The sequence below is a fragment of the Pseudomonas sp. PA-1-3F genome, from assembly GCF_021609665.1.
GTDB lineage: Bacteria > Pseudomonadota > Gammaproteobacteria > Pseudomonadales > Pseudomonadaceae > Aquipseudomonas > Aquipseudomonas paracarnis.
Genome location: NZ_WJZD01000009.1, coordinates 124,427 through 149,370, shown reverse-complemented (window position 1 = coordinate 149,370; position 24,944 = coordinate 124,427). Strand labels below are relative to the sequence as shown.

21 protein-coding genes are annotated in these 24,944 nt (G+C 60.9%); 8 read left to right on the top strand and 13 right to left on the bottom strand.

All coding sequences use genetic code 11. The features are described from left to right. Positions 1–39 precede the first annotated feature (39 nt). A complete protein-coding gene (locus tag GIV26_RS08675) occupies positions 40–1,431 on the bottom strand; it encodes an L-cystine transporter (protein ID WP_054898690.1) in 1,392 nt (463 codons plus the stop codon). 242 nt (positions 1,432–1,673) lie between these two features. On the opposite strand from GIV26_RS08675, the gene GIV26_RS08670 reads away from it, so the two are divergent. The 4 genes from GIV26_RS08670 (at position 1,674) to GIV26_RS08655 (ending at position 6,997) form a co-directional block, all read left to right on the top strand. After that, positions 1,674–2,735, top strand: a complete 1,062-nt coding sequence (locus tag GIV26_RS08670) for a hypothetical protein (RefSeq protein WP_054898691.1) — start codon at positions 1,674–1,676, stop codon at positions 2,733–2,735. A gap of 213 nt (positions 2,736–2,948) precedes the next feature. Next, positions 2,949–3,482 carry an RNA polymerase sigma factor gene (locus tag GIV26_RS08665; RefSeq protein WP_034128963.1) on the top strand — a complete coding sequence of 178 codons (534 nt, stop codon included), beginning with the start codon at positions 2,949–2,951 and terminating at the stop codon, positions 3,480–3,482. Then, positions 3,479–4,426, top strand: coding sequence for a FecR family protein (locus tag GIV26_RS08660; RefSeq protein ID WP_054898692.1), 948 nt, complete (start codon positions 3,479–3,481; stop codon positions 4,424–4,426). Before GIV26_RS08665 ends, GIV26_RS08660 begins: the two co-directional genes overlap by 4 nt. A 129-nt stretch (positions 4,427–4,555) precedes the next feature. Continuing rightward, positions 4,556–6,997 (top strand): TonB-dependent siderophore receptor, encoded by a 2,442-nt coding sequence (locus GIV26_RS08655; RefSeq protein ID WP_127880392.1) that lies wholly within the window; start codon positions 4,556–4,558, stop codon positions 6,995–6,997. Positions 6,998–7,202: 205 nt separating this feature from the next. On the opposite strand, the gene ilvD is transcribed toward GIV26_RS08655, so the two are convergent. The 3 genes from ilvD to GIV26_RS08640 form a co-directional block, all read right to left on the bottom strand. Beyond that, a complete protein-coding gene (ilvD, locus tag GIV26_RS08650) occupies positions 7,203–9,044 on the bottom strand; it encodes a dihydroxy-acid dehydratase (protein WP_003195159.1) in 1,842 nt (613 codons plus the stop codon). Positions 9,045–9,273: 229 nt separating this feature from the next. Further along, complete coding sequence (locus GIV26_RS08645) at positions 9,274–10,464, bottom strand: MFS transporter (protein WP_198861818.1); 1,191 nt, start codon at positions 10,462–10,464, stop codon at positions 9,274–9,276. A 125-nt stretch (positions 10,465–10,589) separates the two neighbouring features. Then, a complete protein-coding gene (locus GIV26_RS08640; RefSeq protein WP_005792302.1) occupies positions 10,590–11,786 on the bottom strand; it encodes a class I SAM-dependent rRNA methyltransferase in 1,197 nt (398 codons plus the stop codon). 277 nt (positions 11,787–12,063) lie between these two features. Between GIV26_RS08640 and GIV26_RS08635 the strand changes: the two genes are divergently transcribed. Together GIV26_RS08635 and mutM are read left to right on the top strand one after the other, a co-directional pair. Then, positions 12,064–12,876 carry an HDOD domain-containing protein gene (locus tag GIV26_RS08635; protein WP_169918786.1) on the top strand — a complete coding sequence of 271 codons (813 nt, stop codon included), beginning with the start codon at positions 12,064–12,066 and terminating at the stop codon, positions 12,874–12,876. 21 nt (positions 12,877–12,897) lie between these two features. Further along, positions 12,898–13,710 (top strand): bifunctional DNA-formamidopyrimidine glycosylase/DNA-(apurinic or apyrimidinic site) lyase, encoded by an 813-nt coding sequence (gene mutM, locus GIV26_RS08630; RefSeq protein ID WP_003195148.1) that lies wholly within the window; start codon positions 12,898–12,900, stop codon positions 13,708–13,710. Positions 13,711–13,833: 123 nt separating this feature from the next. On the opposite strand, the gene GIV26_RS08625 is transcribed toward mutM, so the two are convergent. The 5 genes from GIV26_RS08625 to GIV26_RS08605 all read right to left on the bottom strand — a co-directional run bounded on the left by GIV26_RS08625 (position 13,834) and on the right by GIV26_RS08605 (position 18,482). After that, a complete protein-coding gene (locus GIV26_RS08625) occupies positions 13,834–14,085 on the bottom strand; it encodes a YfhL family 4Fe-4S dicluster ferredoxin (protein WP_003195146.1) in 252 nt (83 codons plus the stop codon). 162 nt (positions 14,086–14,247) lie between these two features. Then, a complete protein-coding gene (coaD, locus tag GIV26_RS08620) occupies positions 14,248–14,727 on the bottom strand; it encodes a pantetheine-phosphate adenylyltransferase (protein WP_003195136.1) in 480 nt (159 codons plus the stop codon). Between the two features lie 103 nt (positions 14,728–14,830). Further along, complete coding sequence (locus tag GIV26_RS08615; protein WP_236280078.1) at positions 14,831–16,426, bottom strand: GMC family oxidoreductase; 1,596 nt, start codon at positions 16,424–16,426, stop codon at positions 14,831–14,833. Between the two features lie 53 nt (positions 16,427–16,479). Next, the gene (locus GIV26_RS08610; protein WP_236280076.1) at positions 16,480–17,025 is read right to left on the bottom strand and encodes a twin-arginine translocation pathway signal protein; all 546 of its coding nucleotides are present in this window, start codon (positions 17,023–17,025) and stop codon (positions 16,480–16,482) included. Between the two features lie 29 nt (positions 17,026–17,054). Beyond that, entirely contained in the window at positions 17,055–18,482 is a 1,428-nt protein-coding gene (locus GIV26_RS08605) for a coniferyl aldehyde dehydrogenase (RefSeq protein WP_236280074.1), read from the bottom strand. 145 nt (positions 18,483–18,627) lie between these two features. Here GIV26_RS08605 and GIV26_RS08600 point away from each other — a divergent pair, with 145 nt between their 5' ends. Together GIV26_RS08600 and GIV26_RS08595 are read left to right on the top strand one after the other, a co-directional pair. Next, the gene (locus tag GIV26_RS08600; RefSeq protein WP_005792294.1) at positions 18,628–19,299 is read left to right on the top strand and encodes a TetR/AcrR family transcriptional regulator; all 672 of its coding nucleotides are present in this window, start codon (positions 18,628–18,630) and stop codon (positions 19,297–19,299) included. Positions 19,300–19,332: 33 nt separating this feature from the next. Then, the gene (locus GIV26_RS08595; protein ID WP_236280072.1) at positions 19,333–20,187 is read left to right on the top strand and encodes a sulfurtransferase; all 855 of its coding nucleotides are present in this window, start codon (positions 19,333–19,335) and stop codon (positions 20,185–20,187) included. A gap of 116 nt (positions 20,188–20,303) precedes the next feature. On the opposite strand, the gene GIV26_RS08590 is transcribed toward GIV26_RS08595, so the two are convergent. The 4 genes from GIV26_RS08590 to GIV26_RS08575 form a co-directional block, all read right to left on the bottom strand. Continuing rightward, complete coding sequence (locus tag GIV26_RS08590) at positions 20,304–21,302, bottom strand: hydrolase (RefSeq protein WP_054897587.1); 999 nt, start codon at positions 21,300–21,302, stop codon at positions 20,304–20,306. A 160-nt stretch (positions 21,303–21,462) separates the two neighbouring features. Further along, positions 21,463–22,080, bottom strand: a complete 618-nt coding sequence (rsmD, locus tag GIV26_RS08585; RefSeq protein WP_034128953.1) for a 16S rRNA (guanine(966)-N(2))-methyltransferase RsmD — start codon at positions 22,078–22,080, stop codon at positions 21,463–21,465. Next, complete coding sequence (locus tag GIV26_RS08580; protein WP_236280070.1) at positions 22,080–23,570, bottom strand: M16 family metallopeptidase; 1,491 nt, start codon at positions 23,568–23,570, stop codon at positions 22,080–22,082. Before GIV26_RS08580 ends, rsmD begins: the two co-directional genes overlap by 1 nt. Next, positions 23,563–24,918, bottom strand: a complete 1,356-nt coding sequence (locus tag GIV26_RS08575; protein WP_054897586.1) for a M16 family metallopeptidase — start codon at positions 24,916–24,918, stop codon at positions 23,563–23,565. Before GIV26_RS08575 ends, GIV26_RS08580 begins: the two co-directional genes overlap by 8 nt. Positions 24,919–24,944: the final 26 nt, after the last annotated feature.

The window sequence follows — 24,944 nt, the reverse complement described above, 5'->3', positions numbered from 1 at the left end:
TTCTTCGCGAGCAAGCTCGCTCCTACAGGTTATAAGCCTTTATGCCTGCGCCAGTTCGGCATGCTCATCGGCATCCAGCAACGCTTTATCCGTCTGCCCCATGATCTGGCTGGTAATCGCCCCCGCCGTCATCGAACCATTGACGTTCAACGCCGTACGGCCCATGTCGATCAGCGGCTCCACGGAAATCAACAGCGCCACCAGTGACACCGGCAAGCCCATGGCCGGCAGCACGATCAGCGCGGCAAAGGTCGCACCGCCGCCCACGCCGGCAACGCCCGCCGAACTCAAGGTCACTATCGCCACCAGGGTCGCGATCCACAGCGGATCCAACGGGTTGATGCCCACAGTCGGCGCGACCATCACCGCCAACATCGCAGGGTAAAGACCGGCACAACCGTTCTGGCCGATGGTCGCGCCAAACGAGGCGGCGAAGCCGGCGATGGATTGCGGGATGCCCAGGCGACGGGTCTGCGCTTCAATGCTCAGCGGGATGCTTGCAGCGCTGGAGCGGCTGGTGAAGGCGAAGGTCAGCACCGGCCACACCTTGCGGAAGAAGCGCAGCGGGTTGATCCCGGCCAAGGACAGCAGCAGGCCGTGCACCACGAACATCAGGCCCAGGGCCAGGTACGACACCACCACGAAACTGCCCAGCTTGATGATGTCTTGCAGGTTGGAACCGGCGACCACTTTGGTCATCAGCGCCAGCACACCGTAGGGGGTCAGCTTCATCACCAGGCGCACCAGGCGCATCACCCAGGCTTGCAGGGTGTCGATGGCGTTAAGGACTTTCTGGCCTTTTTCCACGTCGTCCTTGAGCAGTTGCAGCGCGGCAACCCCAAGGAACGCGGCGAAAATCACCACGCTGATGATCGACGTCGGCTTGGCCCGGGCCAGGTCGGCGAACGGGTTGGCCGGTACGAACGACAGCAGCAACTGCGGGATATTCAGGTCGGCAACCTTGCCCGCGTAATCACTCTGGATCACTTGCAGGCGCGCCATTTCCTGGGTGCCGGCCACCAGGCCTTCGGCAGTGAGGCCGAACAGGTTGGTCAGGCCGATGCCGATCAGGGCCGCGATGGCCGTGGTGAACAGCAGCGTGCCGATGGTCAGGAAGCTGATCTTGCCCAGGGACGAGGCGTTGTGCAGGCGCGCCACGGCACTGAGGATCGAGGCGAATACCAGCGGGATCACGATCATTTGCAGCAGCTGCACATAGCCGTTGCCGACCAGGTCAAACCAGCCGATCGAAGCTTTGAGCACCGGGTTGCCGTCGCCGTAGATCGTATGCAACGTCGCACCGAACAGCACGCCAAGCACCAGGGCGAACAGCACCTTCTTGGCGAGGCTCCAGTTAGTACGGCCAGTTTGTGCCAGGCCCAGCAACAGGGCCACGAACACCAATAAATTGAGAATCAGGGGCAGATTCATTGAAGCTCCGTTGAGAAGGCAGCCAATCGCGTGAGCCTGCGATTGCGAACCGGGAAGCCTAACAGCTTGAAATATATTGATTTAATACCAATATGGAATGGCGACTGTCGTTTTTGGAATAAGCGTTTGACGCCCAGGCGTATGCGCTTGGCGCAATCGCGACGTCAGCGGTCGCGCTCGGGCGATAAGTGTCATACGGATTTGTTAGCGTCGATGTCTTTCACTTGAGGGAGACAACGCCTATGAAGCTCGCGCCGAAACTACTGTTATCCGCCGCCTTTTGCCTCGGGCTCGCCAGCCAGGCGTTTGCCGCCACCGAGTTGAAACACTGGCCGGCACCTGCCGCCAAACAACTCAATGAAATGATCGCCGCCAACGCCAACAAGGGTAACTACGCGGTGTTCGATATGGACAACACCAGTTACCGCTACGACCTTGAAGAGTCCTTGCTGCCGTTCATGGAAAACAAGGGCCTGATCACCCGCGAAACCATGGACCCTTCGCTCAAGCTTATCCCCTTCAAAGACACCGCCGACCATAAGGAAAGTCTGTTCAGCTACTACTATCGCCTGTGTGAAGTCGACGACATGGTCTGCTACCCCTGGGTTGCGCAGATTTTTTCCGGCTTCACCCTCAAGGAACTCAAAGTGCAGGTCGACGAGCTTATGGCCTCCGGCAAGCCCGTGCCGGTCAGCTATTTCGAAGGCGACGTGGTGAAAAAATCCGAGGTACAGCCGCCAAAAGTCTTCACCGGCCAGGCCGAGCTGTACAACAAACTGATGGAAAACGGCATCGAGGTATATGTGATGACCGCCGCGTCCGAGGAGTTGGTGCGCATGGTCGCGGCTGATCCGAAGTACGGCTACAACGTCAAACCCCAGAACGTCATCGGCGTGACCACCTTGCTCAAGGATCGCAAGACCGGCGAGCTGACCACCGCACGCAAACAGATCACTGCCGGCAAGTATGACGAGAAGAGCAACCTCGGCCTGGAACTGACCCCCTACCTGTGGACCCCGGCGACCTGGATGGCCGGCAAGCACGCGGCGATCCTCACCTACATCGACGAATGGAAAAAACCAGTGATTGTCGGCGGTGACACACCGACCAGCGACGGCTACATGCTGTTCCACGATGTGGACGTGGCCAAGGGCGGCGTCCACCTGTGGATCAACCGCAAAGACAAGTACATGACCCAACTCAACGGTATGATCGCCAAGCACGCGGCGGCGCAAGCCAAGGAAGGGCTGCCGGTGACGGCGGACAAGAACTGGGTGATCGTCAAGCCGGAAGAGATCCAGTAAGACCGAGTCACCTGCATCGCAGACAAGCCAGCTTCCACCGTCGACCGCATTCTCATGTTGGGGAGCGGTCAACTGTGGGAGCGGGCTTGCCCGCGAAGGCGGTCTTAAGAACACCGCAGACTCAAAGGCAAAATAGATATCAATTGCGAACTAATCTCATTCTTTGCTAGCGTGCGCACTCCCTGAACCGTCCGTTCTTCTCAAGGTAGTGCTGTGTCCTCCTGGAATACGCAGATCGCGCGCCTGTTCGCGGAGCAGAAGAAAGCCCTCGAAGCCTTCGTCACGCGCCGCACCGGCAGCGCCCAGGTGGCTGCCGACCTGACCCAGGAATCCTTCCTGCGCCTGGCGCGCCTGGAGTCCGGCGAGAAGATCGATAACCTACCCGCGTTCCTCTTCACCATTGCCAGCAACCTGGTGCGCGACCACCAGCGCCAGGCTATCCGCCGCGAGCGTCTGGATGCCGGCGCACCGAGCGAAGAACTGCCCTGCAGCAACCCCGGTGCCGACGAACAACTGGCCGCCTATCAGCAGGAGCAACTGATGCAGGATGCGATCCTGGGCCTGCCCGAGGCGACTCGGCAGATCTTCCTGCTCTATCATGTCGACGAGCTTTCCTACCGCGAGATTGGCGAACGCCTGTCGATCAGCCCGCGCAGTGTGGAATACCAATTGCGTCGCGCCTTGATTGAATGCCGTGGGTACATCAAGACGCGCCTAGCCTGCGATGCACAAGGACGTCGGTCATGACTGCCCTGCCTACTGCTGATGTGTTGTTCGAAGAGGCGTCCGGCTGGTATTTCCGCCTGCACGCCGAGGACTTGACCCCGGCTGAAATGGACGCCTTTGCTGCGTGGCTCGGTCAGGGCCAGGCCCAGGATGATGCCTGGCAGGAAGTGCAGGCGATGCTCGGCGGCCTGCGTGAGCCGGCGCGCGTCATTCGCCGTGGCGAGCAGGCCAACTGGCGTAAACCGCTTCGGCGCTGGGCGTATGCGGCTGCCGTGTTGCTGGCCGTGGGCCTGATCGTGCAGAACACTCCCTGGCTTGACCGCTTGCGTGCCGACTACGCCACCGGCACTGGCGAGTCGCGCACCATCGAACTGGCCGATGGTTCCCACCTTCAGCTCAACACCGACAGTGCGGTGCAAATCCGCATGACTGCGGGTGAGCGGCAGATTCGTTTGCTGCGTGGCGAAGGTTTCTTCGATGTGACCAAGGACCCCGCACGGCCCTTCGTGGTGCAGTCGGGCGACGGCTGGGTGCGAGTGGTCGGCACCCAGTTCAGTGTGGCGCGGCGTGATGACCAGACGCGTGTGCAGGTGGCGCAGGGCAAGGTTGAAGTCAGTGCAGGGAGCGGCACGCCGGTCTATCTGGAACCGGGGCGGGCCGTGGAGTATCAGAGCCGGCACCTTGCACACGTCCACGGTTTCGACCCGGCCAGCGGCTTTGCCTGGCGTCAGCGGCAACTGGTGTTCCGTCAGCAACCTTTGTCGGTGGTGGTCTCTGAACTGAACCGTTACTGGCCCGGCAAGACGCTGGTGCTCGGTGATGCGTTGCGCAGTCGGGTAGTGTCCGGCGTGTTCGAAATCGACAAGCCCGATGCCGTGCTCAAGGCGTTGGAATACACCCTCAGCCTGCGTGCCGAGCACTACACCCCGTATTTGCTGGTGTTGCGTGAAGGCAATGCGTCCTGACGGCAATTTCTCAAAATATTTTCAGGGTTTCCCCGCAAGCCATCGTCCTTGATCACTGAGGCGTAAATAGTAAGCACTCTCAAGTAGTGCGGCGCCGATCACAGACTTTTGTACCGGGGAGCACCATTCATGGCACACCGATTCGCCACACGGCCCTTGCTGGCCTTGGCCATTTCCTTGGCCAGCTGTATCGCGCCGTCGTACCTGCAGGCCGCTGAGGCCAAGCAGGCCCAGACCTACCGCTTCGATATTCCCGGGCAGGGCCTGGACGCTGCGCTGGCGGCGTTCTCGGCGGTGACGCGGGTTCAGGTGCTAGTGAATGGGGAGTTGACCCAGGGGGTGATATCGCCGGGTGTGAAGGGCAACCTGGGGCAGCGTGAAGCCTTGGGGCAACTGCTCGGCGGCACGGGACTGAGCGCGGCGTTTATCAATGCCGATACCGTCACCCTGGAAAAACGTGTGGTACCAGGTTCTGCCCTGGAAGTGGGCGCCACCACCATCACGGCCGAACGCCTGGGCGTCACCACCGAAGGCACGGGCTCGTACACCACGGGGGCCGTGACCCTGGGCAAGGGCGAGCAAAAACTCAAGGACATCCCGCAGTCGGTCAGCGTCATGACCCGCAAGCAGATGGATGATCAGAACACCACCAAGCTCTCTGAAGTGGTCAAGCGCACGCCCGGCCTGACAGCGACCAAGTCTCCCGGCTCCGGTATGTTCATCTTCTCCCGTGGCTTCGAGGTTGGCACCCTGCAATACGACGGTGTGGGGATTCCACGTAACACTTACACCTTGGGCAGCTATCTCACCGAAAACATGGCCATTTACGACCGCGTCGAGACGCTGCGCGGCCCGGCCGCCTTGCTGCAAGGTGCCAACAGCCCCGGCGGCACCATGAACCTGGTGCGCAAGCGCGGGCAGCAAGCGCCGACGGCGACCATTACCGCCAAGGCTGGCTCATGGGACCACTACGGCACTCAGGTCGATGTCGGTGGCCCGCTGAACGCCGAAGGCACCTTGCGCGGACGCTTCGTGGCGGATTACGACACCACCGACTCCTTCGTCGACTATGCGGGCGGCTGGAACCAGACGGTTTATGGCGCCGTCGACTACGATTTCACTCCCGACACCACCGTCGGCCTGGGCATCAGTAACCAGAAGGGCCATTCGCGCCCCAACTTCATGTCGTTGCCCCGTTATGCCGACGGCAGTGATATCGGTCTGCCGCGTTCGACATTTGTCGGCGCCAGTTGGAACCGCAGCGTCAACAATCAGACTCAGGTGTTTGCCGACATCGAGCACCGCTTCAACGATAACTGGAAAGTGAAAGCCGCACTGGTAGCCATGGATGAGCACAACGACGCAACCTACCAGGCGACGTGGGACACGGTACCCGTCGGCGGTGGCACTGTGCCCTATGTGGATTGGATCACCGACTTCAATACCAAGAGCCGCGGCGCGGATGTGTATGTAAACGGCAAGTTTGAGGGGCTGGGCTTCCAGCAGGAAGTGGTGCTGGGCGCCAACTATTCCAAGCTCACCACCGACGACCAGTGGGCACGGGCTTCAAACCCCGGCGCGGATATCTTCAACATCGACCACAACCGCCCACAGCGCGACAAATACCAATTGTTCCAGGAGGGTGCCGCCTCGAAGAGCTGGTATGACATTCGCCAGAAAGGCATCTATGGCACCTGGCGTGTGAAAGTCCTGGACCCGCTGACGTTGATCGTCGGTGCGCGTACCAGTTGGTATGACTATTCCTACATTGGCCAGAGTGGTTTCAAAGGCACATATGGTGCCCCGCAAGACAATACCACCCAGTCCAATGGCAAGGTTACGCCCTACGCCGGCCTGGTCTATGCGCTCAACGAGCAGTGGTCGGCCTACGCCAGCTATGCCGATGCCTTTGAGCCGCAAACCAACCTGACCACCTCCGGCTCCCTGCTCAAGCCTATCGAGGGCAAAAACTACGAGTTGGGCATCAAGGGAGAGCTGGCTGACGGGCGCCTCAATACCTCGTTTGCGATCTTCCGTTACGATCAGGAAAACCGTAGCGTGCAGGACCTGCAAGGGCCAATGAACTGCAATGGTTGGTACTGCTCGGTCGCTTCCGGCAAGGTCCGCAGCCAAGGCTTTGAAGCCACACTCAGTGGTGAGGTGCTGCCAGGCCTGCAGCTGGCCTCCAGCTACACCTACAACACCACTAAATTCCTCAAGGACAATACCTACGAAGGCAAGATTTTCAGCACCTGGACCCCCAAGCACTTGCTCAAGGTCTGGGGCGATTACCAGTTGCCGGGCGATTGGCAGCATTGGAGCGTGGGTGCCGGTGTGACTGCGCAAAGCAGCACCGAAGCCTATGACCGTACTTTCAGCGTGCCGGGTAATGCATTGTGGGATTCGCGGGTGGCCTACAAGATCAACCAGGAATTCACTGTGGCGGCAAACCTGAACAACATGTTCGACAAGAAGTATTACATCCCGGCCTACAACGCGAACTGGGGCAGCAACTACTACGGGGACCCACGCAATGTGATGTTCACCATGACCTATACCCCACAGTTCTAAAGCTTGACGCATCATTGCTGTAGGAGCGAGCTTGCTCGCGAAAAACTCAAAGGCACCGCGTTTATTCAGTAAGTACGCGTTATCGTTGACGCTTTTCGCGAGCAAGCTCGCTCCTACACTGGCATCAGGGGTAAGCCCCGTCCCATATGGGATTTCCAGGCATAAAAATGCCCCGCACCTGGCGGGGCTTTTTTATGCGCGGGGCTTACAGGCCGTCGAGCATGGCTTTGTTGCGTACGGCACCCTTGTCGGCACTGGTGGCCAACAACGCGTAGGCCTTCAATGCGGTGGTGACTTTACGCGGGCGCTTCTCCACTGGCTTCCAGCCTTTCTTGTCCTGCTCAACCCGGCGTGCTGCCAGTTCTTCATCGCTGATCAACAGGTTGATCGAGCGGTTCGGGATGTCGATCAGCACCTTGTCGCCATCCTGCACCAGGCCAATCGCGCCACCGGCAGCGGCTTCCGGCGAAGCGTGGCCGATGGACAGGCCCGACGTGCCGCCGGAGAAACGGCCGTCGGTCAGCAGGGCGCAGGCTTTGCCCAGGCCTTTGGATTTCAGGTAGGACGTGGGGTAAAGCATCTCCTGCATACCCGGGCCGCCTTTGGGGCCTTCGTAGCGGATGATCACGATATCGCCTTCCTTCACTTCGTCCGCGAGGATGCCGCGTACCGAGCTGTCCTGGCTTTCGTAGATCTTGGCGCGGCCTTCGAAGACGTGGATGGACTCATCCACGCCCGCCGTTTTGACCACACAGCCGTCGAGGGCGATGTTGCCGTACAGCACGGCCAGGCCGCCTTCTTGCGAGTAGGCGTGCTCGACACTGCGGATGCAGCCGTTTTCACGGTCGTCATCCAGGGTGTCCCAACGGGTCGACTGACTGAACGCCGTCTGCGTCGGGATACCGGCCGGGCCGGCCTTGAAGAAGGTGTGCACGGCTTCGTCGTCGGTCTGGGTGATGTCCCACTTGGCGATGCCTTCGGCGATGGACTTGCTGTGCACGGTTGGCAGATCGGTGTGCAGCAGGCCGCCACGGGCCAGGGAGCCGAGGATCGAGAAGATCCCGCCGGCGCGGTGCACGTCTTCCATGTGGTACTTCTGGATGTTCGGCGCGACTTTGCACAGTTGCGGCACGTGACGGGACAGGCGGTCGATGTCGCGCAGGTCGAAGTCGATCTCGGCTTCCTGGGCCGCGGCCAGCAGGTGCAGGATGGTGTTGGTGGAACCGCCCATGGCGATGTCCAGGGTCATGGCGTTTTCGAACGCCTTGAAGTTGGCGATATTGCGCGGCAACACCGACTCATCGTTCTCGCCGTAGTAGCGCTTGCACAGCTCGACGATGGTACGGCCGGCCTGCAGGAACAGCTGTTCGCGGTCGCTGTGAGTGGCCAATGTGGAGCCGTTGCCCGGCAAGGCGAGCCCCAGGGCTTCCACCAGGCAGTTCATCGAGTTGGCGGTGAACATGCCGGAGCACGAACCGCAGGTCGGGCAGGCGCTGCGCTCGTATTCGGCGACCTTCTCGTCAGAAGCGCTGGAGTCGGCGGCGATCACCATGGCGTCGACGAGGTCGAGGCCGTGGGAGGCGAGTTTGGTCTTGCCGGCTTCCATCGGCCCGCCGGAGACGAAGATCACCGGGATGTTCAGGCGCAAGGCAGCCATCAACATGCCGGGGGTGATCTTGTCGCAGTTGGAGATGCACACAATGGCGTCGGCGCAGTGGGCGTTGACCATGTACTCCACGGAGTCAGCGATGATCTCGCGGCTCGGCAGGGAATACAGCATGCCGTCATGGCCCATGGCGATGCCGTCGTCCACGGCGATGGTGTTGAATTCTTTAGCCACGCCACCGGCGCGTTCGATCTCGCGGGCGACCAGTTGGCCCAGGTCCTTGAGATGGACATGGCCCGGCACGAACTGGGTGAACGAGTTGGCAATCGCGATGATCGGCTTCTTGAAGTCGTCATCTTTCATCCCCGTGGCACGCCACAGTGCGCGCGCGCCGGCCATGTTGCGGCCGTGGGTGGATGTTTTCGAGCGGTAATCAGGCATTGGAGCACTCCGGGCGGCTAATCAAGTACTAAAGGGGAGTGAGCTTCTAATTGACGACTGGAACACTCAGAAAATGGCCGTGTGTCCGGAAGTTGCCACTCGCGTCGCGGGATCGCCGCGTGCTTGGGCCTCGAGCTCATAAACCCGCCGGGGGATGACTGGCGATGAATAGGGCCGATTCTACACCGCTGGCGGCTGGAGGGAATGGGCGCAACCTTGAAGTTAGCCGCTACAGGACGTGCGGGTGGCGCCTTGCCCATGAGTTCAACGCAAGGGCGGCGAGGCTCAGGATCAGAAAGCACAAGCCAAGCGCAGTACTCAACTGGTGGGTAAAGGTGCTGATAAACGCACTGATACAGCCGCCAGCAATGAACAGCACTGCCGCAACGGCGGAAGCCGCGGCTCCCGCATTGTCTGGAAACAGGCTCATGGCCTTGGAGTTGGACATGGGCCGGGTGATGGTGGTGCCCGCCGTGCAGAGCAGCATGGGCACCAACACTGTCGGGGTTGATAAGCCGAACAGGTAGGCCAACAGCAGCATGACCACGCCAGAGATAGCGATCAGAACCAGCCCGACTGCCATCTGGGTAGCCGCCGCCAGCCGTTTGTGCAGGACGCCTGCACAGAGGCCACCCACTACGTAGGCGGCGCCGTAGAGAAGCAAGGTCAATGAGTACTCATGGGGGGACAGCTTTAACTGGTCCATGAAAATGAGCGGTGACACAACGATGAATGAGAAATGACAGGCGAAGGTGATCGCGGAGATCGTGGCGTAGCTGGCGAAATGTCTGTTGGCGAAAACCTTGGCGTAGGCCCTGAAAATACCCCGCTCGCCTGGCGCGGTTGGAGGGAAGCCGCCATGCAGTAATCGGTGAGCCATAATCCACGTTGCGGCACAGAGGGCGATAAACGCGTAGAAGCTGGCTTTCCATCCCCAGTGCAATTGCAGCCATGCGCCCAGCACTGGGGAAATCGAGATGAAAATGCCTCCGGCCGTGGCCATTGCTATGCGCAACCGCTCCTGTTCCCTGCCGAAAAAAAGGTCCTGCACCAGCGCTTGGGACAGTATGAAACCACCGCAGCCTATGGCCTGAATGACTCGGAAGAACAGGAATTGGGGCGTGTTTCTGGCGGCCAGACACCCGACTGCACCCAGGATGGCTACTACCATACTGGCCAGGAGTAGCTTCTTGCGACCGATTCTGTCGGACAGCGGGCCGATCAGCAGCATTGAGCAGGAAAATCCAATGGCGAACAGGCTGACGGATCGAGCGATATGGGTGGTCGAAGTATGGAAGTGTTCAGCCAGGGCGGGAAAGGAGGGCAGTACGACGTCAAGGGGGAGGACGCCCAGCAAAGTCATGGTCATCAGCCAGAAAACCAAGAGCGGTTTTTCAGCCTGTGTAATTGCCTTCGACATGCGCGAGCCTCGGTTCCATGAGAGGGGCGAGGATCGAGTCTGCGCTACGGAAAGTCAAAGCCTGGGGCAGTACGACATTTCCTGAAAACCTGTAGGAACCCGCAAGTCCCTACAGGGGAACAGCATCAGCTATTGGGTAGCAACCGGCAGGTAATGCTCTTGATGTAGCGCGTCTCGACAATCGCCGGGTGCACCGGGTGGTCCGGGCCTTGGCCGCCGCGTTCGAGCATCTGGATGTTGCGGTCCAGATGGCGGGCGCTGGTGAGCAGGATGTTTTGCAGGTCGTCTTCCGGCAGGTGCATGGAGCACGAGGCGCTGACGAGGATGCCGTCTTTGCTGAGCAGGCGCATGGCTTGCTCGTTGAGGCGGCGGTAGGCGCCTTCGCCGTTTTTCATGTCTTTTTTGCGTTTGATGAAGGCCGGTGGGTCGGCGACGATCACGTCGAAGCGTTCTTCGCTGGCTTTCAGTTCTTTAAGCGCTTCAAAGACGTCGCCTTCGATGCAGGTCATCTTCTCGGCAAAGCCGTTCAGCGCGGCGTTGCGCTCTACGCCGTCGAGGGCGAAGGCCGAAGCGTCGACGCAGAACACTTCACTGGCACCAAAGGCGGCGGCTTGCACGCCCCAGCCGCCGATGTAGCTGTACAGGTCCAGTACACGCTTGCCCTTGGCATACGGGGCCAGGCGGGCGCGGTTCATGCGGTGGTCGTAGAACCAGCCGGTTTTCTGGCCCTGGATCACCGGGGCTTCGAATTTCACGCCGTTCTCTTCCAGCGCCACCCACTCCGGCACCAGGCCGAACACGGTTTCGACGTAGCGGTTGAGGCCTTCGGCGTCACGCGCGGCGGAGTCGTTCTTGAACAGGATGCCGCTGGGCTTGAGTACTTGGGTCAGCGCGGCAATCACATCTTCTTTATGCGCTTCCATGGTCGCCGAGGCGATCTGTACCACCAGGATGTCGCCGAAACGGTCGACCACCAGGCCCGGCAGCAGGTCGGAATCACCGTAGACCAGGCGGTAGAACGGCTTGTCGAACAGGCGGTCACGCAGCGACAGAGCCACGTTGAGGCGGTGCACCAGCAGCGACTTGTCCAGCGGCAACTTGATGTCGCGCGACAGCAGGCGGGCGCAGATCAGGTTGTTCGGGCTCATGGCCACGATGCCCAGGGTCTTGCCGCCGGCGGCTTCCAGGATAGCCTGGTCGCCTGCCTGGAAGCCGTGGAGTGGGGTGGCGGCCACGTCGATTTCGTTGCTGTAGACCCACAGGTGGCCGTTGCGCAAACGACGATCGGCGTTGGCTTTGAGACGCAGGCTTGGCAGGGACATGACGTCGCTCCGGAAAAAAGAGCGGGAGTATACCCTTTGCGCACTCTTTCATGTGGGAGCTGGCTTGCCTGCGATGCGGGCGGCGCGGTGTATCAGACGTACGGTGGTGAGGCTATCGCAGGCAAGCCAGCTCCCACATTCGATCGGGTTTCACTTGGGTTTTTGGGTGTCGGCCACATCGGCATAAGGGGTAGAATTCGCGCCTAGCCCAGAGTGTGTACTTATGTCCCAAGAGCTTTCCCCCGAGCAGATCCAACAGGCCCTGCAAGGCATCAGCGTGCCGCCTCAACCGCAAATCATGGTGGATTTGCAGATGGAGCAGTATATGCCCGACCCGGACCTGGAAGTGATTGCAAGGTTGATCTCCCAGGACCCGGGCTTGTCCGGTGCACTGCTGAAGATCGTCAATTCGCCGTATTACGGCCTGAGCAATAAGATCGCTTCGATCCAGCGTGCGGTGAACCTGCTGGGCAGCCGTTCGATCATCAATTTGATCAACGCGCAGTCAATCAAGGGCGAGATGTGCGACGACACCATCGTCACCCTCAACCGCTTCTGGGACACTGCCCAGGATGTGGCCATGACCTGCCTCACACTGGCCAAGCGCACCGGCTCGCAAACCGTCGACGAAGCCTATGCCCTGGGCCTGTTCCACGATTGCGGCGTGCCGTTGATGCTCAAGCGCTTCCCCAACTACATGTCCGTGCTGGAACAGGCTTACGCCAACGCCGGCCCGGATTGCCGCGTGGTCGATACTGAGAACAATGCGTTCCACACCAACCATGCGGTAGTCGGCTACTACACCGCCAAGTCCTGGCGCCTGCCGGAGCATGTCACCGACGCCATCGCCAATCACCATAACGCCCTGGTGATTTTCAGCGATGAGACGACGCGCAACCCGCAGCTCAAGAACCTGCTGGCCATTTTGAAGATGGCCGAGCATATCTGTTCGTCTTACCGCGTACTGGGTAACCAGGCGGTGGACCATGAGTGGAATGCCATCGGCCACCTGGTGCTGGATTACGTGGGCCTGTCGGACTACGACTTCGAGAGCCTGAAGTTGTCGATCCGCGAACTGGGCGCGCACTGACCCGTCATTCAAGAGGTACACATGCCCGAGTTACCAGAAGTCGAAACCACCCGACGCGGCATTGCACCGCACCTGGAAGGCCAGCGCGTCAGCCGCGTGGTAGTGCGTGAGCGGCGCCTGCGCTGGCCAATTCCGGAAGACCTGGATGTGCGCCTGTCAGGGCAGCGCATCGTGCTGGTGGAGCGCCGGGCCAAATACCTGTTGATCAATGCCGAAGTGGGCACCTTGATCAGCCACCTGGGCATGTCGGGCAACTTGCGCCTGGTTGAGGTAGGTATGCCGGCGGCCAAGCATGAACATGTGGATATCGAGCTGGAATCGGGTATGGCCCTGCGCTACACCGACCCGCGGCGCTTCGGTGCGATGCTCTGGAGCCTCGACCCGCACAACCATGAGTTGCTGATGCGGCTGGGGCCGGAGCCGTTGACCGACCTGTTTGATGGCGAGCGTTTGTTCCAGCTGTCTCGAGGCAAGTCGATGGCGGTGAAGCCGTTCATCATGGACAACGCGGTGGTGGTAGGCGTGGGCAATATCTATGCGACAGAGGCGCTGTTTGCAGCGGGTATTGACCCGCGCCGCGCCGCCGGGGGAATTTCACGCGGGCGTTATTTGAAGCTGGCGATTGAGATCAAGCGGGTGCTGGCCGCTGCCATCGAACGGGGCGGTACCACGTTGCGGGACTTTATCGGCGGCGATGGGCAGCCGGGGTATTTCCAGCAGGAACTGTTCGTGTATGGCCGGGGCGGCGAGGCGTGCAAGGTCTGCGGCACTGAGCTGCGCAATGTGGTGCTGGGGCAGCGGGCGAGTGTGTTTTGCCCTAGGTGTCAGAGCTGATGGTTGGTTGAGGGCTGAGATTGCTATCGCAGGCAAGCCAGCTCCCACATTTGAATGTATTCACATATCCAGGTGTGGGAGCTGGCTTGCCTGCGATGAGGCCTTTACCTGCAATGAAGAGGCTTAGGCCTTACCGGTAATCTTGCGGTACTTCTCCATCAACTGCTCTTCAGTCTCAGGGTGTGCCTCGTCCAGAGGAATGCAATCGACCGGGCATACCTGCTGGCACTGCGGTTCGTCGTAGTGGCCGACGCACTGGGTGCACAGGTTGGGGTCGATCACGTAGATCTCTTCGCCTTGGGAAATGGCGGCGTTCGGGCACTCGGGTTCGCAGACGTCGCAATTGATGCAATCGTCGGTGATGATCAGGGACATGGAAACTCCTGCCAGGGCACTCTGCCAAGGCATCTGAAAACTAATGCGCGCAATTGTGCCGCATTGGCGCCCGCAGTGCGAGCCTGTCTCTGTGGTGAGGGATGAAAGGATTGGGACTGCTGTGCAGTCCAGCGGGAGCAAGCTCCCTCGCCACAATGAGCCTTACTTCTTGAAGCGCAATGTCAGTGCGTCTGCTACAGCTGGATGCACGAACTTGGTGATATCTCCGCCCAAAGCAGCGATTTCACGAACCAACGTCGAGGAAATGAACGAATAACGCTCCGACGGCGTGAGGAACAGGCTTTCCACGTCCGGCGCCAATTGGCGGTTCATGTTGGCCAGCTGGAATTCGTATTCGAAGTCCGACACCGCGCGCAGGCCACGCAGGAACACATTGGCGTTCTGCTCCTTGGCGAAATGCGCCAGCAGTGTCGAAAAGCCCACTACTTCCACATTCGGCAGGTGCTTGGTGACCTCTTGCGCCAACTCCACACGTTGTTCCAGGGGAAACAGCGGGTTTTTCTTGGGGCTGGCCGCGACCGCGATGATCACATGGTCGAACAGGCGAGAGGCGCGTTCGACCAGATCGCCATGGCCTTTGGTAATCGGGTCGAAGGTACCTGGGTACAACACTCGGTTCATCGCGTCGTCCTGGCGGAGTCCGTTGGGGAACCGGATGGTATCGCAGCATTACCGGTGGGCCAAGTCGACTTATGTAGATAGATACCGTGAATACCCTGTCTTTTCATGCCGTTTTCAGACGTTCGGCCAATGCGCTCGCCAGTTGCGCGGTCAATCCGTACACCGACAATTGCGGGTTGGCGCCAATGCTGGTGGGGAACAGCGAGCCATCGTGGATCGACAGGTTACGCAACTGATGATGGCGACCCAGGCTGTCGGCGACGGCATTTTTCGGATCTTCACCCATGGCACAACCGCCCATCACGTGGGCGCTGCCCAGGGTGGTGCGATGCAGTTCCAGGTTCAGACCGTCGATCACGCTGCGCGCTTCGGCCAAGTTGTTCACAAAGCGCGCGTCGTGATGCAGGGGCTTGACCGATTTGGCCCCCGCCGCGAACTGAATCTCGGCCATGCTGTGGAAGGCCCGGCGCAGGCCGTCCCAGGCGTAGGGCGAGACCTGATAGTCGAGCACTGGGGTGCCGTCACCGCGTAACTCCACCGTACCGCCCGGGCTGTCGGGGTGAAAGCCGTCGCGCAGCAGGGCGAGCATGGCGTGGGTGTTGGGTAATTGGTTCATGTCCAGGGCGTTCTGGTTGCCATAGCCACCAAACAGGGTGCTCGCCAGGCCTGGATGCAGGGGCGGTGCTTCCAGTTTGTAGGACATTTTGCCGGTAGTGCCGTCCTGCCATTGGAAGTGGTCGGAGTAGATGGATTGCGGCGCACCGTAGAAGGGGTTGATCACCTCGTCGAACAGCCCGGCGGAGAAATTGACCAAGTGCAGGAAAGTGCGCTTGCCCAGCCGCGAGTGTGGATCGGGCGCGTCGGAGCGCATCAGCAGGGCCGGGCTGTTGATGCCGCCGCCCGCCAACACATAGTGCTTGGCTTTCACCCTGATCTTGCGCCCTGTTGGCGCTACGCAGCGTTCGTCCATGGCCACGCATTCGAGGCTGCTGATGGTGTCGCCGCTGTATGTGAGCCGTTCGGCGCGGGCCAGGTAAAGCAGTTCGCCGCCCTTTTCCAGGGTGGACGGGATGGTCGTCACCAGCATTGACTGCTTGGCGTTGACCGGGCAGCCCATGCCGCAATACCCCAGGTTGAAGCAGCCGCGCACATTGCGCGGGATCACATGCCAGCTGTAGCCGAGCTTTTCACAGCCTTTGCGGATCACATCGTTGTTGGCATTCGGCGGCAGCGCCCAGGGCGCGATGCCCAGGCGCTGTTCCATTTTTTCGAACCAAGGCGCCATTTCGGCGCTGCTGTGGCCTTTGACCGCATATTCGCTGGCCCAATGCGCGAGGGTAGCGTCAGGGGTGCGAAAGCTGGAGGTCCAGTTGATCAAGGTGGTACCGCCCACCGCCCGGCCCTGCAGGATGGTGATAGCGCCGTCCTTGCTCATGCGGCCGATACCTTCCTGGTAAAGGCTGGCGTAGGCTTCGTCTTCCAGCAGCTTGAAATCACTACTGGTCTTAAGCGGGCCTTCTTCGATCAGCAACACTTTGTAGCCGGCGGCGCTGAGGATTTCGGCGGTGGTACCGCCCCCGGCGCCGCTGCCGATGATGGCGACATCCGCTTCCAGGGTCAGGTCGTTATCCAGGGCGGCGCCATTGTGGGTTTTCCAGCCACGGGCCAGGCCGTCGCGGAACAGATCGGGTACGGGCATAGGTGTGCTCTCTTATTCTTGTCGGAAGATGCAATCTTGGGGGATTGCCCAGGCTAGATCTTGGGCGGGCCGGGGTAGCCGCAATGGGCCCAGGACTCGGGCCGGAAGTACCAGGCCATGATCACCAGTTTGAGCAGCGAGCCCTGGCCCATGCGCAAAAGGTTCAGGTAACTGTTTTCCCAGCGGTGCAGGAAATTGCGGATCTGTTCGCTGCTGGCGTTTTCCCAACTGCCCCAGATACCGGTCAGCGGGCCGCGGGTAATGCCCATGCCCAGTACGTCGAATAATTGCTGGGTGAGCTTGAACATTTCGGGCGACAAGTGCTGCAGGCTGTAATCGAGCTTTTTCAGGGTGTCCTCAATACCGACAAGCACTTGCTCGGTACTGGCCGCTCCTTCTAGCAGCACCGGGATTACCGCCCGCAAGAACGGCAAGTCGCTGGTGCGCAACATCGCAAAGCCGCTGGCCGGCGTACTGCTGGAGCAACCACTGAGGCTGGCGCCCAACCCGGCGGTGGCGAGGAAGGCGCTGGCACACAGGCCGATTTTCAAGACGCCGCGCCGTGACAGCGCGGGTGAATCAGTCAGGCTGGGGTTCATTGTTTTTATAGTCCCGAAGGTGGCGGTTATCAGCGTATAAACAGCTTCTGGATCAGCTTCTGGATCGACTTGCCATAGGGCGGGTAGATCAACTTCGCCGCGTTCAGGCGCTGTTTGACCAGCACACCCTTGGCCTTGCTGAACGTCAGGAAACCTTCGTGACCGTGGTAATGGCCCATGCCTGACGGGCCGATGCCACCGAACGGCATATCGTCCTGGGCGACGTGCAGCAAGGTGTCGTTCAGGCACACACCGCCGGAATGGGTTTCGTGGAGCACCCGCGCTTGTTCGCCTTTGTTGTAGCCGAAGTAATACAAGGCCAGTGGGCGAGGGCGCTGGTTGATGTAGGCAAAGGCTTGGTCAAGGCCGCGATACGGCACGATGGGCAGGAGCGGGCCGAAGATTTCGTCCTGCATCACGGTCATGTCGTCGCTGACATTCAACAGCAGGCTGTGGGCCATTCGCCGCGCCTGGCCTTGCTCGTACAGCGGGATCAAGTTGGCGCCTTTGTCGGTGGCGTCCTTGGCGTAGGCATTGAGCCGGGCCAGTTGGCGTTCGTTGATGATGGCGGTGTAGTCCGGGTTGTCGGCCAGCGTCGGATAAAACCCGCGCACCGCTTTGGAATACGCCTCGACAAAGCCCTCCACGCGATCTTCCGGTACCAGCACATAATCCGGCGCCACGCAGGTTTGCCCGGCGTTCAAGGCTTTGCCGAAGGCGATGCGTTCGGCAGCATCCTTGAGCGGCACGTCGGCCGAGACAATGGCTGGCGATTTGCCGCCCAGCTCCAGGGTCACCGGCGTGAGGTTTTCGGCCGCCGCACGCATCACGTGCTTGCCTATACTGGTAGCGCCGGTGAACAGCAGGTGATCGAAGCGCAACTTGGAAAACGCCATGCCCACGTCAGCTTCGCCCAGCACGACGCACACCAGATCCTCGGGGAAGATCTTGGCCAGCAACGCCTTGAGCAGCTCACCGGTGGCCGGCGTGGACTCGCTGAGCTTGAGCATCACTCGGTTACCGGCAGCCAATGCCCCAACCAGCGGGCCGATGGCCAGGTACAGCGGGTAGTTCCACGGCACGATGACGCCGACGACGCCCAGTGGCTGGTAAATGACTTTGGCTGAGGCGGGCTGGAAGGCAATGCCTACAGCGCGGCGGGAAGGTTTCATCCAGCCCTTGAGGTGTTTGCTCGCGTAGTGAATGCCATGCAGGCTAGGCATCAATTCGGCAAAAAGGGTTTCGTCGGCGCTGCGATGGCTGAAATCCTGGCTGATCGCATTGATCAGCGCCTGGCGTTCGTCGCTCAGCAGATCCCGCAGGGCCTTGAGCCATTGCTGGCGCTGCCCGGCCGGCGGCATCGGGTTGGCGGCATAGGCACGGCGTTGGGCGTCGAACAGGTCCTGGAGTTGATCCAGCGCCTGGGAATCTTGCAGGTAGGCAACGTTGGCAGACATGGCGCGGCACCGATTGTTATTGGTCTGCCTGGATTTTTAGAGTCATTGCTCTAAATTGTCAAATAACATTGCAGTAACATCCAGATTTATCCTGGCCGGGTTAGGCCGTAAGATGCCCCATCCCGTGTATAGAAGCTGATCCCCTATGGCACCACGAGTAAAGACCAGCGAGCGCATTGTGCAAACCAGCCTGGAGCTTTTTAACCAGCAGGGCGAGCGCAGTGTCAGTACCAACCACATTGCCGCCCACATGGAAATTTCCCCGGGCAACCTGTACTACCACTTCCCTAACAAGCAGGCGATCATCGCCGTGCTGTTCCGCGAATATGAAGCGTTGGTAGACAGTTTCCTGCGCCCACCCCAGGGACGCACGATGGTGGTGGAGGATAAACGCTTTTACCTGCAAGCCGTATTGGCCGGCATGTGGCGTTATCGCTTCCTGCATCGCGACCTCGAACACCTGCTGGAAAGCGACCCGGAACTGGCGACCGGCTACCGGCGTTTTTCCCAGCGTTGCCTGATCCAGGGCGGCGCGATCTACCAGGGCTTTGTCGATGCCGGCATTCTCAATATGGACCCGGTGCAAACAGAAGCCCTGACCCTGAATGCGTGGATCATCCTCACCTCGTGGGTGCGCTTTTTGTGTACCACCAATGAAAAATCCACCCACCTGAGCGCCGAGGCGATCAAGCGTGGGGTTTATCAGGTGCTGGTGCTGGAGGCGGGGTTTGTCACGCCACAAGCCAAAGAGGCGGTGGACGCCTTGTTCAAAGAGTTTTACGTGCCGTTGAATCAGGCACTGGAAGAAGTGAAGTAAGACCTTTCCCCTTTGTATTCACAGGAGTCAGTCATGCCGCTTGCCCAACTGATCAGCCCCCAGCAATTGGCCGAGCGCCAACAGTCGAGCGGGTGGGTGATCCTGGATTGCCGCTTTGCCCTGGAAGACCCGGACTACGGCTTGTGCAGTTACGCCGAAGGGCATATCGAGGGCGCGCAATACGCCGACCTGGAGCGCCACCTGAGCGGCCCGGTGACCAAGGGCGTGACCGGTCGTCATCCTTTGCCGGCGGCGGACACGTTCGCCAGGCAACTGCGGGCCTGGGGTATCAGTGCCGACACCGATGTGGTGCTGTATGACGACGGCCCCGGTGCCTACGCCGCCCGTGCCTGGTGGCTGCTGGCCTGGCTGGGCAAGCGTGATGGTGTGTTTATTCTGGATGGTGGCCTCAAGGCCTGGCATGCCGCCGGTTTCCCCCTGAGCCTGGACGCGCCCGTGGTTGAGCCAGGTACCTTCGCCGGTACGCCGGATCATCGTCTGTTGCTGGATGCCGAACACCTGCAAAAACGCCTGGGCCAACCCGGCCTGACTTTGATCGACGCCCGCGCCCAGTCGCGCTTTCGTGGCGAAGTAGAACCCATCGACCCGATTGCCGGGCATATCCCTGGCGCGCAATGCGCGGCGTTCAGTGAAAACCTGGGCAGTGATGGTCGTTTCTTACCGGCTGATCAGCTCAAGCAACGCTTTGCCGCGCAGCTGCGAGGGCGCCCGCCGCAGGAGTTGGTGGCGTATTGCGGGTCTGGGGTGACGGCGTGCCATAACCTGTTTGCGTTGAGCCTGGCGGGGTACCCGTTGGGTAAGTTGTATGCGGGGTCGTGGAGTGAGTGGATTACCAATCCGGCGCGGGAAATTGCGAAGGGCGACTAAACGATCGGTGTGAACACTTGCTTAAAATGTGGGAGCTGGCTTGCCTGCGATAGCAGAGTGTCAGCCACCTCAACGTTGGCTGGCCCACCGCTATCGCAGGCAAGCCAGCTCCCACACTATTGACCGTATTGGGTCTGGAGCCATTGCGGGATCCGGCGCTCCAGGTAGTAACCAGGGCGCTTCAGCGAACCCTCCACAAACCCCACATGCCCGCCCTTGGCCAGCAACTCGAACTCGGTGCAGGCCGACAGCTCACTGGCGTCAGGCAAGCTGTGCGCAAACACAAACGGATCATCAGCCGCCTGGATAATCAGCGTCGGCGTGCGGATACCGCCCAGGTAATAGCGACTGGAAGCGCGGCGATAGTAATCCTCGGCACTCAAGAAACCGTGCAGCGGCGCGGTTACCCGCCCGTCGAAGTCCCAGAACGTGCGCATCTTTTCCAGGGAGCCAAGGGCCTCGAGGGTTTTGAGCCCATCCTCACGACCGTCCTGCAGGAATTGGCGTTGCTTGACGCGGATATACGCCAGCATCTCGCGCATGAAGTGCTTCTGATACACCCGCGAGAACCCCAGCCCAATGCGATCCGCGCATTGATCCAGGCGAAACGGCACCGACACCGCCGCCGCGCCCTGCAGCCCTGAAGCCTCGCCGGTTTCCCCCAAATGCTTGAGCAACACGTTGCCGCCCAGGGAGTAACCCACCGCGTACAAGGGCGCCAAAGGCCGCTTGGCGCGCAGATGAGCAATCGCGGCTGCCAGGTCTTCGCTGGCGCCGGAGTGATAGCTGCGAGCCAGCAGGTTGGGCTCGCCCGAGCAGCCGCGCCAGTTCAACGCAGCACTGGCCCAGCCTTGGGTGGCGAGGACTTTTTGCAGGCCGGCCACATAGGGCGAATTGGACGAACCGGTCAGCCCATGCAACACCAGCACCAAAGGCGCTTGCACGTCATGAGGCCCGTGCCAGTCGAGATCGAGGAAGTCGCCATCCTCCAGCCACAGGCGCTCACGCTGACGCTCGATGTGGGTGGTCGGCCGCCACAGCGGTCCCCACAGTGTCTGCAAGTGAGGGTTGCCGAGGCCGAAGGCGGGTTTGAACAGGTCGCAAGAAGGGGTCATGACGCTCTCGGTGGCAAGTGAACTCACTGTGGCGAGCGAGCTTGCTCGCGCTGGGCCGCGTAGCGGCCCCATCAAGAACACTGCGTTTATTCAGTCGGAACACCTTGGCAGGTTTCAGGGCCGCTTCGCAGCCCAGCGGGAGCAATCTCTAGCCACACGATCAGGCGGCGTTTTCGACCAAACGATGCCACAACGCGTAATACACCCGCCCGGACTTCTGCTCCCGGTGCAGGCGCCAGCCACTTGGCAGGCCGAGCGTGGAGGGCGCGGTCTCGCTCTCAGTGTAGATCCAGGCATCCGGTGCCAGCCACTGGCGTTCTTCCAGCAGTGTGCAGACGGTCGGCAGCAGGTTCTGGTTGAACGGTGGATCGAGGAACACTACGTCGTATTCAGTGGCCGCCTGGGTTTCCAGGTAGCGCAGCGCGTCGGCCGTCTGCACCTGGCCGGTGGTGCAACGCAGCGTGCCCAGGTGCTCCTTGAGGCTGGACACCGCCACATTGCTGGCGTCCAGCGCCTGGCCCTGGGCCGCGCCACGGGACAGCGCCTCCAGGAACAGCGCGCCGCTGCCGGCGAACGGGTCCAGCACTTTGGCCCCGCCTATGTACGGCGCGAGCCAGTTGAACAGGGTTTCACGCACGCGATCGGGCGTCGGGCGCAGGCCCACGACGTCGGGGAAGCTCAGCTTGCGGCTGCCCCATTCACCGCCAATGATGCGCAGTTGGCCCACACCGTTATGCACGTTGTGGACAGGTTTTTTCGGGCGAGATGAACTGGCCATTAATGCTCCGGAACCCCGAGCGGCTGCTCGGCAGGTTTATCAGTGGGGGGCGGTAGTGGCTTTTGCGCAATCGTCGGGCCGGCGGTCACAATGACCATCTTGTCGGCGCTCAAGTGTTTGTTCATTGCAGCCTTGACCTGATCGACGGTCAGGGCCTGGGATTGTTTCATGAAATCTTCCAGATAGCTCAGCGGCAGGTTGTAGAAACCCATGGCGCCCAACTGCCCGACGATATCGGCGTTGCTGGCGGTGGACAGCGGGAAGCTGCCGGCCAGTTCGCGCTTGGCGTCGTCCAGTTCTTTTTGTGTTGGGCCGTTCTTGAGGTAATCAGCCAGTACATCCTCAACCAGGCGCAGGGTGCCGCCGCTCATTTCGGCGCGGGTCTGCAGGTTGATCATGAACGGGCCGCGCACCTGCATCGGTGAGAAACCGGAGTACACGCCGTAGGTCAGGCCGCGTTTTTCACGCACCTCGCTCATCAAACGGGTACCGAAGCCGCCGCCGCCAAGGATCTGGTTGCCCAGGGACAAGGCTGCGTAGTCCGGGTCGGCGCGGTCGATGCCCAATTGCGCAAACAGCAGGTGGGTTTGCTTGGACGGAAACTCGATACGGCTCAGGCCGGCTTTTGGCTCGGTCGGTTGAGCGATCTTGGCCATGGCCGGGCCTTTGGGCAGCGATGCCGATACTTTGGCCGTCATGGCCTCGGCTTCTGCACGGGTCAGGTCGCCGACGACCGCAATCACCGCATTGCCCGCCGCATAGGCTTTGGCATGGAACGCCTTCAGCTGTGCCAGGGTAATTTTCGGCACGCTTTCTGGGGTGCCTTCGCTCGGATGCGCGTAAGGATGGTCGCCGTACAGACGCTTGAACAGCTCGATGCTCGCCAGCTTGCCGGGGTTCTGCTTCTGGTACTCGAAGCCGGCCAGGATCTGGTTCTTGATCCGCGCCAGGGAATCCGCCGGGAACGTCGGCTGGCCAATCACCTGGTCGAACAGGGCCAGGGCGGCGGTGCGCTTATCGTTGTCGCTCAGGCTGCGCAGGGTCACCAGCGCCATGTCGCGATAGGCGCCGTTGCCGAAATCGGCCCCCAGGCCTTCGAACCCACTGGCGATCTGGCTGACATCCTTGCCCGGCACGCCTTCGTTGAGCATGGCGTTGGTCATCAGCGCCAAGCCTGGCACGTCGCCATCCTGGCTGCTGCCGGCGGCAAACAGCAGGCGCATGTCGAACATCGGCAATTCGTGGGCTTCGACGAACAGCACCTTGGCGCCTTCGGCGGTGGTCCAGGTTTGTACGTCGAGCTTGCGGTTGCTCGGTGCCTTGCCATCCAGTTCCGCCAGGGACTGCAGGGTGCTGGCCGTTTGAGCCTTGTCCAGGGCCTGGCTGGCGACCGACTCGCTCGGGCGCAAAAAGTAAACGGCGCTGGCCGCCATCAGGGTGACGGCGATCAGGCCGGGCAGGATCAGGCGGCTGTTTTTGCGATCACTCATGAGCGGTCTCCTCTGGCAAAACATGGGCGACGCTCAGACGTTCGCGGGTGAAGTAGGTGCGCGCGGCTTTCTGGATATCTTCCGGCGTCACGCTTTGCAGGTCGGCAAGCTCCGTGTCCATGAGCTTCCAGGACAGACCAACGGTTTCCAGGGAGCCGATGGCCGTGGCCTGGCTGGTGATGGAATCACGCTGGTACACCAGGCCGGCAATGACCTGGGCACGGATGCGCTCCAGTTCTTCGGCGGTCGGCGGCTTGGCCTTCAACTCATCGAGCAGGCGCCACAGGCCGGCTTCGGCTTGGGCGACGGTTTTCTTCTTCTGCTGGTTCGGCGTGGCCGAGAGGGTAAACAGGCTGTCGCCACGGGTGTAGGCGTCGTAGTTGGTGGAAGCCGCGGACACAAGTTCCTCACCGCGCTCCAGTTGCTCGGAGATCCGTGCACTGTAGCCGCCGTCCAGCAGAGCCGAGATCAGGCGCAGGGCCTGCACCGAGCGTTTGTCTTCGGCGGTGGCCAGGCCAGGCACGTTGAAGCCCAGGAACACGCTTGGCAATTGGGTCTGCACGTGCAGGGTCAGCAGGCGCTCGCCGGGCTCGGCCAGTTCCATCGGGATTTTTGCCGGCGGCACGTCACGCTTGGGGATCGGGCCGAAGTAACGTTGGGCGAGGTTTTTCACCTCGTCCGGGGTCACGTCGCCGACCACCACCAGGGTGGCGTTGTTCGGCACGTACCAGGATTGGTACCAGTGGCGCAGTTCCTCGACCTTCATGCGGTCCAGGTCGGCCATCCAGCCGATGGTCGGCGTGTGGTAGCCGCTGGCGGGGAAGGCCATGGCCTTGAAGCGCTCGTAGGCCTTGGACATCGGGTTGTCGTCGGTGCGCAGGCGGCGTTCTTCCTTGATTACTTCGATTTCACGGCTGAATTCGTCGGCCGGCAGGCGCAAGCTGGCCATGCGGTCGGCTTCCAGCTCGAAGGCCACACCTAGGCGATCACGGGCCAATACCTGGTAGTACGCGGTGTAGTCGTCGCTGGTGAAGGCGTTTTCTTCGGCGCCCAGGTCGCGCAGGATCAGCGAGGCTTCGCCGGGGCCAACCTTGGCGCTGCCCTTGAACATCATGTGTTCCAGGGCGTGGGACAAACCGGTCTGGCCCGGGGTTTCGTAGCTTGAGCCAACCTTGTACCAGACCTGGGAAACCACCACCGGCGCGCGGTGATCTTCGCGCACGACCACTTTGAGGCCGTTATCCAGGGTGAATTCATGGGTGGGTTGTGGATCGGCAGCCAGAGCTGAGAGAGGCAGACAAACTGTGCTGAACAGCAGGCCTGCGGCGCGGCGGGCTAGAGCATTCATTCGTTTTTAAACCTGTTGGGCTGCCC